Origin of the sequence: Fulvimarina manganoxydans (assembly GCF_900176465.1) — a bacterium.
GTDB lineage: Bacteria > Pseudomonadota > Alphaproteobacteria > Rhizobiales > Rhizobiaceae > Fulvimarina > Fulvimarina manganoxydans.
On record NZ_FWXR01000007.1, the window covers coordinates 154,251 to 169,612 of the forward strand.

Below are 15,362 nucleotides of genomic sequence, written 5' to 3' on the forward strand. Positions count from 1 at the left end.
CCCGTTTCGATTGCGCCAGAACGCCGGGCGAAAAAACAGCGACCGGTTTCTCCGCGCCCGATGTGGATCATCCATTCAAAAGCATCTGGCGATGCCGATTGATCGTCTGATGCTTGCGGACCAGGTCACGTAATTCGGAAGCGGCGGGCAAGATGCAACCCGACGATCGCCATCCACATCATCAGCCAAATCTGGTTGCCGCGTGATAGGAAGAAGCTTTCCAAAAAGGCGTTGAGAAGCCCGAAGGAGAGCACCATGAGGCAGAAATCGGCCAAGAGCACGTTCTCGCGGTTCGGCGGTGTGCGCATATAGTCCCAGAGCGGCGCGAGAACGAGAACGAGAATACCGATGGCAAGCAGGGGCCATCCGCCCCAGACGACGAGTTCCAGATAGCCATTATGGGCGTTGACGATCTCGCGCATGTCCCAAGACAGTTCGAAGGGCTGCTCGGCTTTGGTCACATGGGGGGTGAGCCAGAAGCTCTCTATCCCGAAGCCGCGCCATTCGCGTGGTCGCAGAAGCTCGAGGGTGAATCGCCATAGATCGGTTCGCCCGGTGAAGGTCGTGCCCGGCAGGATGGCCTGGAGCAGTGTGTCGAGCGGCTTGAAGAGGACGGTGCCAAGGGTCATCAGGGTCATCGTCGAAAAGGCGGCCAGCACGGTGAAGGCCGGCAGGACGCTGCCACCGAACCAGCGCCCGCCAATGACCATTAGAACGACACATGGCATGAGGACGAGGGTGGTTTTCGATCCCGTCTTATAGACGAAGAGGGCGGCGAGGATCGCGATAATGAGGCCGAGGCTTCGCTGGCCGCTACGCCAGATATAGAGACCCGCAAAGAACAGCATGGCGACGGCGGCGCCAGCGACATTCTTGTGGCTGAAAATGCCGTGCCAGAGGCCCGCATGCTGGGGTTCGGGCGGAACTGCCTGGTGGACGGCGATGGACGGCATCAGGACGATACCGAAATAGCTGAGGCCGAGCACCGCCATTGCGCCGGTTGCCAAAGCGATGCGGAAGTCGCGGATGCTGGCCGGCAGGCACATGGCGCCAACCGCCGCGATCATGACCATGACGCTGAAGAGATAGGCTCGCAAAGCGGCATCCGGCCAGTCGGACGCGTGGACAGATAGAAGAAGTGCGCCGAACAGGAGCAGCCAAACCGGCCGAAACAGCGAAAGGACGACCTTCGGATCGGTGAACAGCACGATCATCAGCAGCGACAGAGCGGCAAGGGCCGAATAGCCGAGCTGGTTGACGATATTGCCGCCCGATGCCGCGACACCCTTTGCGTCGAGAGCAAAGGGCGAGAAGCTGACGAGAAGACAGACGAAGAGAAGCTGCGCCGACAGGAGACGCACCCAGCGCGATAGATCCGGCGCTTCGAAGGCCTTAGTTCTGTTCAGGCCGGCGATATTGCTCATTGACCTGCCCGAACTCGGCCATGAAGCGACCGACCGCAATTTGCATGTGATAGATACCGATAAAGGCGGAGCCCGTGTTCCAGCCGAGCCGAAGCGCGCGGAAGGGCGAGACGGCGAGCAAGGCGGCGCTCTTTAACTGCCTCTTCACCCAGGCGCTACGGCCCTTGCCACGGCGCCGCTCGATGATGGCGGAAATGGCGCCGTTACGTAAGGATCGGGCGACGATCCAGGAGGTCTCGGTTCGCCGGGCCGGCGTCGTTTCCATCACGGGCGCCTCGGAACACCAGCCGAAGGTGAAGCCGCGTTCCTTGGCACGAGAATAGAAATCGCTGTCGCCACCGCCGATGAAATTGAAGGCCGTATCGAGAAACGGTGCGCCCATCGTCTCGAGCACCTGCCGCCGCATGACGACATTGCCGGAGGAGAAAAGCAGAGGCACGCGGCCGGTCTCGGCGTAATGGGGCACGAAGACCGGATGGCGTGCAAATCGCGCACCGTTCTCGCCTTCGAAGACCGGCTTCTGGGGACCGCCAACGAAATCTACGTTGAGCTTCTCCGCCGTCCCGACCATCCGCTCGATCCATTCGGGAATGGCGAGTTCGTCGTCGTCGATGACAAGGAGATGGGTCATGGCCGGGCAGTGACGAAGCGCCGTTTCCCAGCCCGCATTGTAGGCCGAGCAGTTGCCGCGTTCATGGGCGACAACGACGATGCCGGTTCGGTCTGTGTGTTCGAACCAAGCGCGGGCCGCGTCACGCCCTTCGAGCCGCTCGTCGTCATTTTCCATGACGACGATGGCGAAAGGACGAGTTGTGGTCTGAGCGGCGAGCGAGTCGAGCGTGCGGATCAGATGATCCGGTCGCCGAAAGGTCGGCAGGGTGACCACCGCCTCGACCGTGTCGAGAGCGCCGAAGAGATGTTCGACTGTGACCCTTGGCGTCATGGCAGATCCGCTGGCACGCTTGTCTTGCGCGCCAACAAACCATGAGAAGGTGAAGATTCCTTCGACGCCCTGCGGATTGTCGTCCGCGCCGCCTAGCGGAATAGCAGAACCGGCCGATAGCAGCCGCGCACGATCTCGCTCGTGGTGGAGCCAATCAGGAAGGACCGGATACGCGAATGCCCGTAAGCGCCCATCACGACGAGGTCGATATCCTCGCGCTCGGCTTCTTTTTCGATGATCTCATCCGGTTCCCCGGCTATGAGACGGCTTGTCGCCTCATAGCCCGCATGCCGTAGCATCTCGGTCGCATGGTCGAGTTCGGTATGGGTCCTGCGATCGGAGACGCAAACGAGCTCGCAGGGACAGCCTTTCAAGAATGGGGATGTCTGTAGCCAGTCGATCGCCTTGGCGATGCTGGCGCCCCCGTCATAGGCAACGAGAAAGCGGCGAATGGGCCGAAAGCTTCGGGCCGCGACGAGAACCGGCCGTTTGGTGCGCCGCAGGACCCGCTCCAGATTGGAGCCGAGGTGAAGCTGCGCGAAATCCGCCGCCTCGCCGCGTTTGCCGATGACGACGAGATCGGCATCGCCTTCCCGCGCTTCGATCGTTTCCAGAAGATCGCCGAGGACCAACTCGTCCTTGACGACGATATCGCCGCCGCCGGACCGCAAACGGGCCGCCGCATCGTCGAGGACGTGGCGTCCGCGTTTGCGGGCAAGTTTCGCCTTGCGCTCGTCGAGATCGGCGAGCTCTTTCAACAGCTCTTCCCGTTCGCCGAGATCGAGATTGCCCGACAGATCGGCAGGCGCCGAATCGAAGTCGCGTCGCCCGATCACGTGGACGAGATTCACCGCTTCTCCGAGCTTTTCGGCGGCGAAGGCGGCATTGTCGACGACGCTCGCCGTATAGGTCGAGCCGTCGATGAGTGCGATGATATTCGCCAAGATCGATGTCCTCCCAGCGCTGGTTTAGCAGATTTTCAGTGCGCGCTCATGCGTTCCAGAGCGTCTGGCTTGTCGGCAACGCCGAGCCGGTCGACAAGCGTGCTGCTGGCTTCGTTGAGGCCGACGACATCGACATCCGTTCCCTCGCGGCGGAATTTCAGCACCGCGCGATCGAGAGCGCCGACGCCCGACAGGTCCCAGATATGGGAGCGGGAGACGTCTATCGTGACCTTGTCCACGTCTTCGCGGAAGTCGAAGGCCTCGCCGAAATCGCCGGAGGAGGCGAAGAACACCTGGCCGAGGACGCGATAGGTCCGATGGCGCCTATCGGGCGAGAGCTCGCTCTCGACGGTGAAGAGCTGCGCGACCTTGGACGCGAAGAAGATGCCGGAGAGAAGAACGCCGGCAATGACGCCGATGGCGAGATTGTGGGTCCAGACCACCGTCACCACCGTTGCCAGCATCACAATCGAGGAGCGGCGCGGATGGGTCCTGAGATTGACGATCGATTCCCAGGAAAATGTGCCGATCGAGACCATGATCATGATCGCGACGAGCGCGGCCATGGGGATGATCGCAACGAAATCACCCAACACGACGATCAGGAACAGAAGCGCGACGCCGGCGAAGAAACAGGACAGACGCGTGCGCCCGCCGGATTTCACGTTGATGACCGACTGGCCGATCATCGCACAACCCGCCATGCCGCCGAAGAAGCCTGTGACCGTGTTGGCGATGCCCTGGCCGACGCATTCGCGATTCTTGTCGGAGCCGGTGTCGGTCAGATCGTCGACGACCTGCGCGGTCATCAACGATTCCAGGAGCCCGACCACGGCGATGCCGAGGGAATAAGGCAGAATGATCGTCAGCGTCTCGAGCGTCAGCGGCACGTCCGGAATGAGGAAGAAGGGCAGGGAGTCCGGAAGTTCTCCCATATCGCCGACCGTGCGCAGATCCATGCCGAAGGTCAGCGACAAAGCTGTGAGAACGACGATCGTGACGAGCGGCGAGGGGATTGCGGTCGTCAGACGCGGCAGGAGATAGATGATGGCGAGCCCCAGCGCGACCATCACATAGGTCATGGAAGGGACGCCGGTCAGTTCAGGAATCTGCGCCATGAAAATGAGAATGGCGAGCGCGTTCACGAAGCCTGTCATGACCGAGCGCGAGACGAAGCGCATGGCATCGCCGAGCTTCAGGAAGCCGCATAGAAGCTGGATGAGACCGGCGAGTACGGTCGCCGCGAAGAGATATTGAAGCCCGTGATCGGCGACCAGCGTGATCATGAGGACGGCGGTCGCGGCGGTCGCGGCCGAGATCATACCTGGTCGTCCGCCGAAGATGGCGGTCAAACAGGCGATGGAGAAGGAGGCGTAGAGACCGACTTTCGGATCGACGCCTGCGATGATGGAAAAAGCGATCGCCTCGGGAATCAGCGCGAGGGCGACCACGAGGCCCGAGAGGAGGTCGGCCCGCACATTGCCGAGCCATTCGGCTCTAAGATTGCGTGTCGAGAACATCGGCTGCAGCCACTGCTTTCGTTCTAAGGGTCTCTCCGTGCGCTCCGGCCTGAGAGGGCGGATCAGCACAGCGCTGCCAGCGGCCTGAAGCAAACCGATTTGGGGGCAGAGCAGAGAGATCGTTGGCCGAGGGATAGGCGCCCGGCATAGCCACCCGACAAGGAGCCGGGTCCATGGTGCAATGCAGCGTCTGGCCGATCTTTACGTTGGAATCAACCCGCGACGATGCGACTCGGCGCAATCCATCTTGTCTTCGTCAGGCTCTCTTGCGAGAACGAAAAGGGAATCAACGACAGGCCATTGGACCGACCAACGCGGTCGCGTCTTGAAGACATGAGCGGCGGCAATTTGATGAACGCATTGGCGCGGCGGATGCGGCAGACGGCAGGAAAGCCCCTTGAGACTGAAATCGCGGGCACCCTCGCCTTGCTCGATCCTTCGGGCGTTCTGGTCTTGCCCAGCGAATCGCTGCTCGTCGTTTCGGATCTCCATCTGGAAAAAGGCGCCGCTTTCGCGCGGCGGGGCATGATGCTGCCACCCTACGACACGGCGGCAACCCTTGCCCTTCTGGCGCGCGCCTTGTCACGGCATCCGGTGCGCCGGGTCGTATGTCTCGGCGATTCGTTTCACGATAGGCGCGGCGCCGAGGCCATGCCGACCGTCTTCCGCGACGCTCTGGTCGATCTGATGGTGGGGCATGACTGGGTGTGGGTGAGCGGCAATCACGATCCAGAGCCACCAAAGGGCCTCGGCGGCGAGACCGTCGAGACCTTATCCGTCGGCGGGCTCGCGCTTCGCCATGAGCCGACGGCTGGGGCCTGCCCCGGCGAGATCGCGGGCCATCTTCATCCCGTCGCGCGAATTCGCGGGGCTGTGAGCCAGGGGCGCCACGCTTGTTTCGCTTCCGACGGGACGCGCATGATTCTTCCTTCGTTCGGCATCACGACCGGCGGGCTCAATGTTCTGGACCGAGCCTTTTCAGGACTATTCGAGACGCGGGCGGCCAAGGCCTTCGTCGCCGGGACGGCGCGGATCTATCCAATACCCTTCTCGGCTCTCGGATAGGCTCCATCAGCCCCAGCTGCGCAGGAAAGCCAAAACCTGGCAGAGGGTGACGACGATCGTCAGTGTCAGTCGTAACCTTGCGAACCACGCCGGTATGTGCCCCCGCCGAGCAGACACGAAGTCCCACGCCCCCTGAAGAGCGAACCCGCCCGCAAATCCGGCGAAAATCCACGGGGCGGGCGCAAGGATCAGCACCCAGGCCAGAAGCGAGGGCAGGACGGACAGGACGAGATCGTGCCGCTGCGAGCGCGGGTTTGGCGCAATTGCGAGGCCCCAGCGTATGCCGCCGAGAAATGACAGGATCACTGCCGAATAGGCGCCGAGCGCCAGGGTGATCGTCGGCAACGCGATCGTTGAGGTTCCGCCATAGGCAATAATGGCGGTGAGAAGCACGAAGGGGATGAGGCCACCAAGGCCCAGCGCCCAGGCCGTCCGCCGTTCGATCGGCAAAGCGTTTGCATCGGTTGTCGACGAGGTTGGTTCGTCATGAAGGCGCGTCTGGCTCATGCTTCCATTTTCGGGCCGATCCGAAAGGTTTCAAGATCCGGAAAATCGCTTCCCCTATGCGGCATGATGTTGCGCAACGATAGCCACCGGCAAAAGCAAGTGCTCGTGTCGAAGCGAGACGGTCGAGGGAATGCCTTAAAGAGACTCAGCGGCGACCTTCATGCCGGCCATCTGAGATGCAGACGCATCGTCCCCCTGGAAGGGACAAGCGCAACCGGTCAAATCCCGAGGCCATAGGTGTCAGTCGCGGCGGAAGATCACCCGTCCGAACCAGCCGGTGAAGACCGCGAGCAGCACGGCAAGGACGCCATAGCTGGCGCCGTGCTCCTCGGAGAATCGGTCGATCCAGGCCTCGAAGCCCACTTTGACGACGGTCAGCTGTTGGCTGCTCTGGCGGATGAGAACGCCCTGACGAAACAGGTAGGCGCGCGCGGTGTGAACGCCCACGGGAAGGTCGGCCGGAAGGCGCAGATCGGCGCGAAAGAGGCTAGGTCCGAGAAAGCGCACTTCGCCGGTCGCTTCCGAATAGAGCCCTTTATTGGTCCGTATCCGCCGCAAAGCCGCTTCGAACTCGCTGCGATTGGTTTGACCCGCCTCGCTCTCGGCACCGTCGGCAATCGACAGCCGAACGGAGTCGATGCCGAGCGAAAGCCGCTCCCGCACGGCCTTGCTCGCAATGTCTTGAAACGGGCGGGTCGAAGCAACCGAATAGGTGGTCGGAGCGGCGTCGAAGGTCTCCGAGTCCTGGTTCACCCAGATGCCGAGAACCGGCTGCTTCTCACGCACCACCACCGGAGCGCGGGGGCCGAACAAGGCGACGACGATGTCGTAGCGCTGCTGGCGCTGGATACGGGCATCGGCATTGTCCAGCGCGCCAAAGACGACGAGTTGCGCGCCGTTGAAGTCGGCGGTGATGCCAATCCGGTTGGTGGAGAGCCCGATCTCAAAGCTCTCGACCGGCTCTTCTTGTGTGTTGAGTTGCGCGTTGACGGGGGCGCTGGCAACCGCCACCGCAAGGCCGGCGACGATCGATGCGGCAAGCCAATGGCAAGCGGGCGTTCGCCTTGCGAACCTGCCAAATCTCTTCGCACGTCGTTCGGTCATTGCCGCGCTCCCGAGGGGGCGGAGAGCGAGAAGATCTCGCTTGGCGGCATGACCAGCTCGACACCAAGTCGGATGCCAACGGCCAGAACGAGAAGGGCTAGAAGGGCACGCAGCTGATCGCCCCGCAGCTTTCGCCCGGCCTCGGCACCGAACTGGGCACCGAAGACGCCGCCGATCATCAGGAGAAAGGCGAGAACGACATCGATCGTCCCGTTGGTGGCTGCCTGGAGAACGGTCGTGACCGCGGCCGTGAAGACGATCTGATAGAGCGATGTCCCGATGACGACATTGGTCGGCACGCGCAGGAGATAGATCATCGCCGGCACCATGACGAAACCGCCGCCGACGCCCATGATGGCCGCCAAGACGCCGATGAGGAAGCCGAGGCCGATGACCGGAATGATGGAAACATAGAGCCGCGAGCGCGGGAAACGCATCTTCAGCGGCAAGCCGTGAACCCAATTGTGCTGACCGGGTCGCCGCAGGTCTCCGTCACCGCCGCCTTTGCGACGCTTGATCATCGACTTGACGCTTTCGGTTAGCATCAGGCCGCCTATCCCGCCCAGAAAGAGGACATAGAGGATGGAGACCGTCAGATCGAGCTGACCGATCGAGCGTAGAAGGGAGAATAAGGCGACACCCGCGATCGAACCGAGTGTCCCTCCGATCAGCAACATCGTGCCGAGTTTGATATCGACGGTTCCACGCTTGTAGTGAACGAGCGCGCCGGAAAAGGACGAGGCGATGACCTGGTTCGCGCCAGTGGCGACCGCGACGGCCGGGGGAATGTTATAGAAGATGAGAAGCGGGGTGATCAGGAAGCCGCCACCGACGCCGAAAAGCCCCGACAGGAATCCCACGGCAGCGCCCATGCCGATGATGACGAGAATGTTGACCGAGATTTCCGCGATCGGGAGATAGAGAAACACGGGCTTCTTCGGCTTTTTCGCGAGGGAAACGAAAGGCGGCGGGGCCTTTCACGTCTTGGCGCGAAGACCCCACCTTGTCAAATCGTTCGAATGTGCGCCCGCCTGTCGCCGGCGGAAGACTCGCGACTGCGACGCGGCTCAGCCGTCCTTGCGCTCCAAAAGGGCGCGGATTAGCGGTTCGTCGATCGCGCCACTGGGATCAAGGCCCGCGTCCTTCTGAAAAGATTTGATCGCCGCGGTCGTCTTGTCGCCGATCACGCCGTCCGGCACGCCCGGCTCGTAGCCAAGCTTCGTCAGGATCGCCTGGATGTTGCGCACGGCGCGCTTCATGTCGATCGACGACGTGGTCGTCGGGCGATCTGCCGCCGCCGTCCACTCGCTCGGGATATCGACCGTGTTGGCCTCCTCGTTGCGATCCTCGACCTTGAAGCTCGCGACTTCGGCCTTGGCGTCGGCCAGTTCCTGTGGCGAAAGCGCCTTGGCCACCTCGTCTCGCTTGTTCACGGCATCCTGGTCGCCGGCAGCGCCGACGATCGAGAACCACTTATAGGATTCGACCATGTTCTGATCGACGCCAGCGCCCCGGGCATAAAGGATGCCGAGATTGTATTGGCTGTCGGTCATGCCGTGTTCGGCGGCGTCGACGAACCAACGGGCTGCCTGTTCAGGCTCGGACTTGCCGTCGACGCCGGTCGCGAAGAGAACGGCGAGATTGTGCATGGCGCGCACATTGCCGGCTTCTGCGGCCTTCAGATACCAATCGCGGGCCTTGACTGTGTCGCGGGTGACGCCGTTGCCCTTCTCGTAAAGCGTTCCAAGGCTGTATTGGGCCGGCGCGAAGCCAAGCTTGGCCGAACGCTCGAACCATTCGGCCGCCTTGGTTGGATCGGAGGAGACAGTGCGCCCTTCCATAAGGCGAAGGCCGATCTCGAACAGCGCCTTGGGATCGCCCCCCTTTGCAGCTTCGAGGAGCGGCGTCGGGCCGATGCCTTCCGGCAGTGCATTGACGACCTCGTCATAGCGCACTGTCCCAACGGAGGCGGCAGCGCTCGTCTCGTCGGTCGCAGTGACGGACTGGGGCGGTGTCTGGGGGCTGAAGGCCGCGTTGGTGACGGTCGTGTCGCCGAGGCCGGCGGCCTCCCGCGTTGGTCCAGGGCGAGGGCTGTCCTGATCTTCCGCGCTGGACGGCGCCTGCACCGGAGCTGGAGCCGGCTCATTGCGAGCCTCGACCGAAACTACGCCTGGCACGCTTGGCACTGCCATCCCGGCTTCGCTCTCGGCCGCCTGGCTGCTCAGCTCGGCAGACCGACGGGGCTCGTTCTTGGGCATGACGACGCCGGACATCGCCTCGGACGAGGACGACATCAGATCACGCTCGACGAGCGGTGCATCGTCGATCAGCCCCGTCTGTTCGGCAACGAACTTGCCGGCCGGCAGCGCCAGGAGGGCGAGAAGAACCGCGTTGGCCGCCAGCATGATGGGCTTGCGGCGCCGAGCGAGCGCCTGTCCGATGCCACCGGAGCGGCTTTCCTCCTCGGTGCCCTCGGAATAATGCTCGGCCTCTTCCGCTGCGGCCATAGCCGCGCGGCGGGCCGCTGCGATGAAATCGGCCTTGGCGCCTTCATCGGCGGGATGCTGCGCGTCAGCCTTTTGGTTGCGCACGCGTTCCAGAAGGGCGGCGATGTCGGGCGTGCCCGAGCCGATGGCGAGCGGCCGGTTGGCTTCCGGGCTGTCGAAGATGTCGGCGGCATCCAGCGAGGGGACGTCATCGCGCGCAACCGTCTGGCCATGGCCGTGCGCGGCTTCGTCGCTCCAGCGCTCTGCGACCGGCGCCTCCTTGCGTCCTGTCCCTTTGAAATTGCGGCTGAGAAGAGCGCGAAGCCCTTTAGGACCGGTTTCCTTTTCCTCTTCCTCGCGGTCCATTTCCGCAACGGCGGCTGCGGCGGCATGGGCGGCCATCGCTCTCGGCGGCTCGGAGGCAGAGGTCTCCTCGCTCCAGGCGGCGCGCGGTGCAGGCGCGTGGGACAGATCCTTCTCGATCGCGTCGATCCGGTCGACGACGCGGGTGAGCGCCGAATTGACAGCTTCGAAAAAGTCCTTCGAACGGACGGTCGTGTCCTTGGAGAGCTGCTGCAGCTTGGCGAGTTCGTCCGACAGGCGCGCCACATGCTCGCCCTGGCGCATGTCGCCTTGTTCCAGAATCTGGCGCACCGCCTCGTCGGCAGCGGCCTTGGCGGCGACGAGGATATTCTCGCCATTCGCGTCGATGCGGCGTTCGAGTTCCTCCATACGCCTCTCAAGGCCGGAAGAGGCGCCAAATGCATCGGAATTCACCACTTCGGCGATCCGGGTGATCTGTTCCTGAAGGCCTCGCATGGCTGCGTCGTCGTCCCGAGGCGCGGACAGCTGTTCTTCGATGCGTTCGGCAAGCGAGGCGATGCGCGCCTCGAGAGCTGTGACGTCGCGCTGCGTGTTGCCGTCCGGAAGGCTGATCTCGTCGAGGCGACACGTCAGCCGGTCGATCTGCTTACCGATTTCGGCCGGGAAAGGATCGGGCGCGCCGATTTCCTCGATTCGAGCGGTCATCTCCGCCAGCCGCTCGGCGAGAAGCGCGGCGGTTCCGTCATTGGCAAGGTCGTCGACACGGGCTGCCAGCGATTGGAGGCGGGCTTCCAGGCGCTCGACCGGGCCGAGATCGATTTCCGGCCGCCGTTCGGAGACCGCAACGATTGCACGGGTGATTTCGTCGAGCCGGTCTTCGACCTGCGCAAATCGATCCGCGGAATCGTTCGCCTCGGTCCGCGCCGAGATGCGATCGATGGCCTGCGAAAGATCGCCGATCCGCTCATCGAGGCTGCCGAAGGGCAGAACCTCGGGCAACGTGGCGAGCGATTCTTCGAGATGGGCCAGCCGGTCTGTGAGCGTGCGGACGGTCACGTCCATCTCTTCGCGTGAGGCGAAGCGATCCTCGATCGCGCCGAGCCTTTCACCCAGCCGGGTATCGACGGCGTGGATCGATTGTTCGGATGCGAGGCTCGCGAGCTGCTGGCGCAGGCTCTCCATCTCGTTGGACAACCGATCGGCAAAAGCAGTCGAGCGGTCGCCGGCCCCCATCTCGGCCACGACGCGGTCCTCGAAATCGACCCAGCGTTGTTCGACCGCGCGGATTTGATCTTCGCTTGCGAGCCGGGACAGCGAGTCGCGCAGGCGCTCGAGCTCGGCATGGAGCTCGCGCTTCGTCTCATGGGCCTGGTCGTCGCGGCTCGTCTGCGCCTCTTCGAAACTATCCCAGCGGCGGGCGACCGCCTCAAGGCTCTCTTCGCGGGCGGTTGAGGCGACGAGCCGGCGCATGTCGTCCAATTCGTCGCGCATATCGGCGATCACATTGCGATCGACGCCGGTGCTCGCCATCTTCTCGAGACCGTCATGGACCCGGCCGATCTCTTCGTCGATCCGCTCGACGCTCGACTTGTCGGCGATCGTTTCGCGCAGATCGGCGAAAGCGCGACGCATATCCTCGACCTGTTCCGCGACACCGGAGGCGAGATCGCGGCCGAGTTCTTCGCGCAACCGGATCAACTCGTCGCGCAATTCCTCGACGGTCGAGCTTTTGGGACGAACGCGATCGTCGCCATAGCGTCCATCGGACGCCTGGGTTCGAGCGAGGGGAGAGCTTGGTCGACGATCCTCGTACATCGCAGAGTGGCGTGCGCTGTCCGCGGCAACGGAATGAGCCGGAGCGCGCGCGGGACGTTCGATCGAACGGTTGCGACGTGGGTCGGCGGCTTGCCGCGGCTGCGGCGCCGGCTGGCGATCCAGCACCTTCTGCCGCATCACAATTTCGGAGACGGCGTCGTTGAGGCTTGCCGGCCGACGTCTGCGCGGCTGGGCCGGCTCGGCGTGGATCTGCGTCCGGGTTGTCTGCGCACCCTCGGCAAGATTGCGAAGGGCGCTTCTCGCCGTTCCCTGCGTCTCGCCGCGCGGCTGAGCACTGCGACGTTTCTCCTGGCGTGTCTGCGACACGCGATCCAGGCGCTGCTCCAGCACTTCCAGAGTTCGGGTCAGGTCCGCAAGCGAGGCGTGCCCTTTCGCCCGGCGATCCAAGTCGATTTGATACCCCGTCAGCTCGGCCATGTCGCTTTCCTGGTCAGTCGGTTCGGATGGGCGAGCCTGTGTCTCGCTCTTACCCTCGCATGGCCCGTCATTTTCAAGGAACATGGTAAATGACGGGTTAACTCGGTTACGCCTCGTTAACCGTTAGGCGATTGAGCCGGACTGAAACTGGAGGATAAATTCAGGATAGGGAATGACGTAGCGTCTTGTCAGTGCCAAAGTCGCACCAATATTGATGGGGTTAGACGGGGCCGACGATTCGCCGTCGACCAGGCCGCTTTCAATGGCCACAATGGAATCAGGTAATGGCACAGCTGAAACAAAACGAACGAACGGACGATGAAACGTCCGTCGATATCGAATTTCTTCTCGGTCTCAGCGGCGAAGAAGACGATAAGCGTGAAACCTACCGCATCGGCGATCTGGCGCGTGAATTCGGCGTGACGCTTCGCACTTTGCGTTTCTATGAGGACCGCGGGCTTTTGAGCCCGCAACGTCGGGGCACGACGCGGCTTTACAGTCGCCAGGATCGGGCTCGTCTCAGGCTCGTTCTTCTCGCCAAGACGCTCGGCTTTTCGTTGACGGAAGCCCGGCAGCTAATCGACATCTATCATCAGCCGGACGGACAGCGGAAACAGCTCGAAGTCGCGCTCGAGCGCTTCGAGGACCAGCGTCTCATCCTGGAAGAGCAGAAGCGGGAGATCGAGGAATCAATCAACGCGATGGACGTCTCTCTCGGCGTGGTGCGTCGCAGACTAGCCGAGATTTCGTCCGACTGACGCCGATGACGGAATAGGGGGCCGACATTTGCGTCGTGCCCGAAATTGAGCGCGGACCGACAGGCTTCGCGCTTTTTTTCTGGAAAATATCCGATAGCCGTCCCGACGACACGCTATGCCGGGATCGGGGTTAACCGGTAAGCGTCGTAGCGGCGAGCCGCGTTTCGTCAGGCCGCTTCGATCGTGCAGCCGGCTGCGGCCATGGATGTCTGCGAGATCGATGGCAGGCGTTCGAATTCAGGTCTGGCCAGCCAATAACCCTGGAAGAGATGGACGCCGGCTCCCTTCAAGATCTCGAATTCCGCTTCGGTTTCGACGCCCTCGGCCAAGATGCAAATATCGAGTTCGCGGCAGACATGGATGATCGCCGAGACGATCGCTTTGCGCGCATGGGACGTTTCGATGCCGCGCACGAGTTTCATGTCGATCTTGATCAAGTCCGGCTGAAAGTCGGCGAGGAGGTTGAGCCCGGCATATCCGGCGCCGAAATCGTCGAGCGCCGTGATGAAGTTTCGACGGCGATATTCCTCGATAATCCGCTTGAGATGGGCGACATCCGCCATTTCCTCATTCTCGGTGAATTCGAACATGATGTCGTTGAGGGGAAAGGCATGCTTGTGGGCGGCGGCAAGCGTTGCACGCAGACAGGCCGCAGGCTCGTATACGGCGTTCGGAAGGAAATTGATCGACAAATGCAGGTTTTCTTCCCTCGGGAAGAGTTTGGCGGCGAGCTCGATCGCTTTGGTCCGGCACGCTTGATCGAATCGATAACGTTGATCGGGCGCGACCTTCGAGAGAATCTCAAATGCGCTTTGGCCTTCCTGTCCCCTGACAAGCGCTTCATAGCCCCAGACCCGCGCGGCTTCCAGGTCGTAAATAGGCTGAAACGCCATCGAAAAATCGAAATCGAGCGGCCGGGACGTTTGGCAACCGGGGCAGGTGACGGGGGGCATGGATGCTCTCACGCAAGTGTGAATTGTAACATAAGGCAACCATAGCGCCGTGTGTTTTTGGTTAAGGACTCCTCATACGGCTAACGAGTTTCCCTTTTTTGCATTCGTTGAGACAAATGCGGCGCTCACATGCGTTTCTCGTTTTCGTACAATCAGATGCTGCGCAATCTAGGCGGGTGCAATCGTAACGATCCTTATGGTTTAACGGTTTCATATCGAACTAATGCAAACTTGGCGATCGATGTTCAATCGGTTTCTTAAATTGGATGTTCAAGATTCTGTTTAGTCTGAGGAAAGTCCATTGGCGAAGGTGTAATTTAAGAGGCCTCGGCCGGAATTTCCTTCCTTTGCGTGAGAAGATATCAAATGGCAACACGAAGCCTTAGGCTTTCATGAAGCTTGAGGGTAGCGATCCTCACGCTCGCCTTACGAGGCCAACCATGCGAGAACCAAGTCGCTGGATCGGGGTCGAATCTGTTTCATTTTGAAGCATGAGGGGCCTCAGCCGAAATTGCGAGCAGTCTTTGAAGTAAGGGGCGACTGGAGACGAGCCGGGCCTTGTGCCGGTGGCGCGCTGTGCCGTTGTGTGCCTGCTGGGGTCCGTCCGTGACTGATGGTGGATTGGGAATGGACGATTTGGATCGGCGTCGTGAGGACCGTCCGAGCGAACAGACGATACGGGACAGGCTGCGCAATCGCCGGAGCCTGTATGAGTTGCATCGCTCCATGGAAACGCCCTCCATGCGACTGCGCCGAACGATGCGTGAAGAATATGCGTCGCGTGACTACCCCGAAGCCCTTTGGCGCCGCCATCCGGTCAAAGGCTTTATTGGCGTATCGCTGCTCTTGATCGTCGCGATCCCAGTGGGCGCGTCGCTCATGCCTTCGACGCTTTCGACCGACCTCGTTTCGACATCAGCGATATCGACAGGCGGCTTGTATGGGGCACGAAGAGACGCACCTGTCGTCGCCGCGTCTAACAAGGCTGACGACCTCATCCTGGCGGAGAAGGGCGACCGCCTGGACTCAGCTGCCGCGATCGAGCCGAACACAATGGGCGGGGCGAAGGCGAGTGATAAGC

At 62.1% G+C, this 15,362-nt stretch carries 12 protein-coding genes and 1 other annotated feature; of the genes, 3 read left to right on the top strand and 9 right to left on the bottom strand.

Features of this window, described 5'->3' with window-relative positions; translation table 11 throughout:
- Positions 1 to 125: 125 nt before the first annotated feature.
- The 4 genes from B9A15_RS10205 to B9A15_RS10220 all read right to left on the bottom strand — a co-directional run bounded on the left by B9A15_RS10205 (position 126) and on the right by B9A15_RS10220 (position 4,831).
- Positions 126 to 1,424: an O-antigen ligase family protein gene (locus tag B9A15_RS10205; protein ID WP_084409949.1), complete on the bottom strand. Its 1,299-nt coding sequence runs from the start codon at positions 1,422 to 1,424 to the stop codon at positions 126 to 128.
- The gene (locus B9A15_RS10210; RefSeq protein WP_084409950.1) at positions 1,393 to 2,367 is read right to left on the bottom strand and encodes a glycosyltransferase family 2 protein; all 975 of its coding nucleotides are present in this window, start codon (positions 2,365 to 2,367) and stop codon (positions 1,393 to 1,395) included. The genes B9A15_RS10205 and B9A15_RS10210 overlap by 32 nt, the downstream gene beginning before the upstream one ends.
- 92 nt (positions 2,368 to 2,459) lie before the next feature.
- Positions 2,460 to 3,311 carry a universal stress protein gene (locus tag B9A15_RS10215; RefSeq protein WP_084409951.1) on the bottom strand — a complete coding sequence of 284 codons (852 nt, stop codon included), beginning with the start codon at positions 3,309 to 3,311 and terminating at the stop codon, positions 2,460 to 2,462.
- A 35-nt stretch (positions 3,312 to 3,346) separates the two neighbouring features.
- Complete coding sequence (locus tag B9A15_RS10220) at positions 3,347 to 4,831, bottom strand: SulP family inorganic anion transporter (protein WP_084409952.1); 1,485 nt, start codon at positions 4,829 to 4,831, stop codon at positions 3,347 to 3,349.
- Positions 4,832 to 4,951: 120 nt separating this feature from the next.
- Positions 4,952 to 5,007 (bottom strand) — a sequence feature (sul1 is cis-regulatory element that is thought to sense ions involved in sulfur or methionine metabolism; They are found in Alphaproteobacteria).
- Positions 5,008 to 5,203: 196 nt separating this feature from the next.
- Here B9A15_RS10220 and pdeM point away from each other — a divergent pair.
- Positions 5,204 to 5,896 carry a ligase-associated DNA damage response endonuclease PdeM gene (pdeM, locus tag B9A15_RS10225; protein WP_425292954.1) on the top strand — a complete coding sequence of 231 codons (693 nt, stop codon included), beginning with the start codon at positions 5,204 to 5,206 and terminating at the stop codon, positions 5,894 to 5,896.
- A gap of 6 nt (positions 5,897 to 5,902) precedes the next feature.
- Here pdeM and B9A15_RS10230 read toward each other — a convergent pair whose 3' ends face one another.
- From B9A15_RS10230 to B9A15_RS10245, 4 genes are all read right to left on the bottom strand, one after another.
- Positions 5,903 to 6,403, bottom strand: coding sequence for a DUF3429 domain-containing protein (locus B9A15_RS10230; protein WP_084409953.1), 501 nt, complete (start codon positions 6,401 to 6,403; stop codon positions 5,903 to 5,905).
- A gap of 240 nt (positions 6,404 to 6,643) precedes the next feature.
- On the bottom strand, positions 6,644 to 7,507 hold the full coding sequence (locus B9A15_RS10235; RefSeq protein WP_084409954.1) for a TIGR02186 family protein: 864 nt from the start codon (positions 7,505 to 7,507) through the stop codon (positions 6,644 to 6,646).
- Positions 7,504 to 8,436: a sulfite exporter TauE/SafE family protein gene (locus tag B9A15_RS10240; protein ID WP_084409955.1), complete on the bottom strand. Its 933-nt coding sequence runs from the start codon at positions 8,434 to 8,436 to the stop codon at positions 7,504 to 7,506. Before B9A15_RS10240 ends, B9A15_RS10235 begins: the two co-directional genes overlap by 4 nt.
- A 138-nt stretch (positions 8,437 to 8,574) precedes the next feature.
- Positions 8,575 to 11,949, bottom strand: a complete 3,375-nt coding sequence (locus B9A15_RS10245; RefSeq protein ID WP_170923240.1) for a peptidoglycan-binding protein — start codon at positions 11,947 to 11,949, stop codon at positions 8,575 to 8,577.
- On the opposite strand from B9A15_RS10245, the gene B9A15_RS22935 reads away from it, so the two are divergent.
- Both B9A15_RS22935 and B9A15_RS10250 read left to right on the top strand, forming a co-directional pair.
- Positions 11,863 to 12,663: a hypothetical protein gene (locus tag B9A15_RS22935; RefSeq protein ID WP_170923241.1), complete on the top strand. Its 801-nt coding sequence runs from the start codon at positions 11,863 to 11,865 to the stop codon at positions 12,661 to 12,663. The two genes, B9A15_RS10245 and B9A15_RS22935, sit on opposite strands and share 87 nt — an antisense overlap.
- 191 nt (positions 12,664 to 12,854) lie before the next feature.
- Entirely contained in the window at positions 12,855 to 13,328 is a 474-nt protein-coding gene (locus B9A15_RS10250) for a MerR family transcriptional regulator (RefSeq protein WP_084409957.1), read from the top strand.
- A gap of 167 nt (positions 13,329 to 13,495) precedes the next feature.
- Here the strand turns inward: B9A15_RS10250 and B9A15_RS10255 are convergent, their stop codons facing one another.
- Positions 13,496 to 14,281, bottom strand: a complete 786-nt coding sequence (locus B9A15_RS10255) for an EAL domain-containing protein (protein ID WP_084409958.1) — start codon at positions 14,279 to 14,281, stop codon at positions 13,496 to 13,498.
- Between the last annotated feature and the right edge of the window lie 1,081 nt (positions 14,282 to 15,362).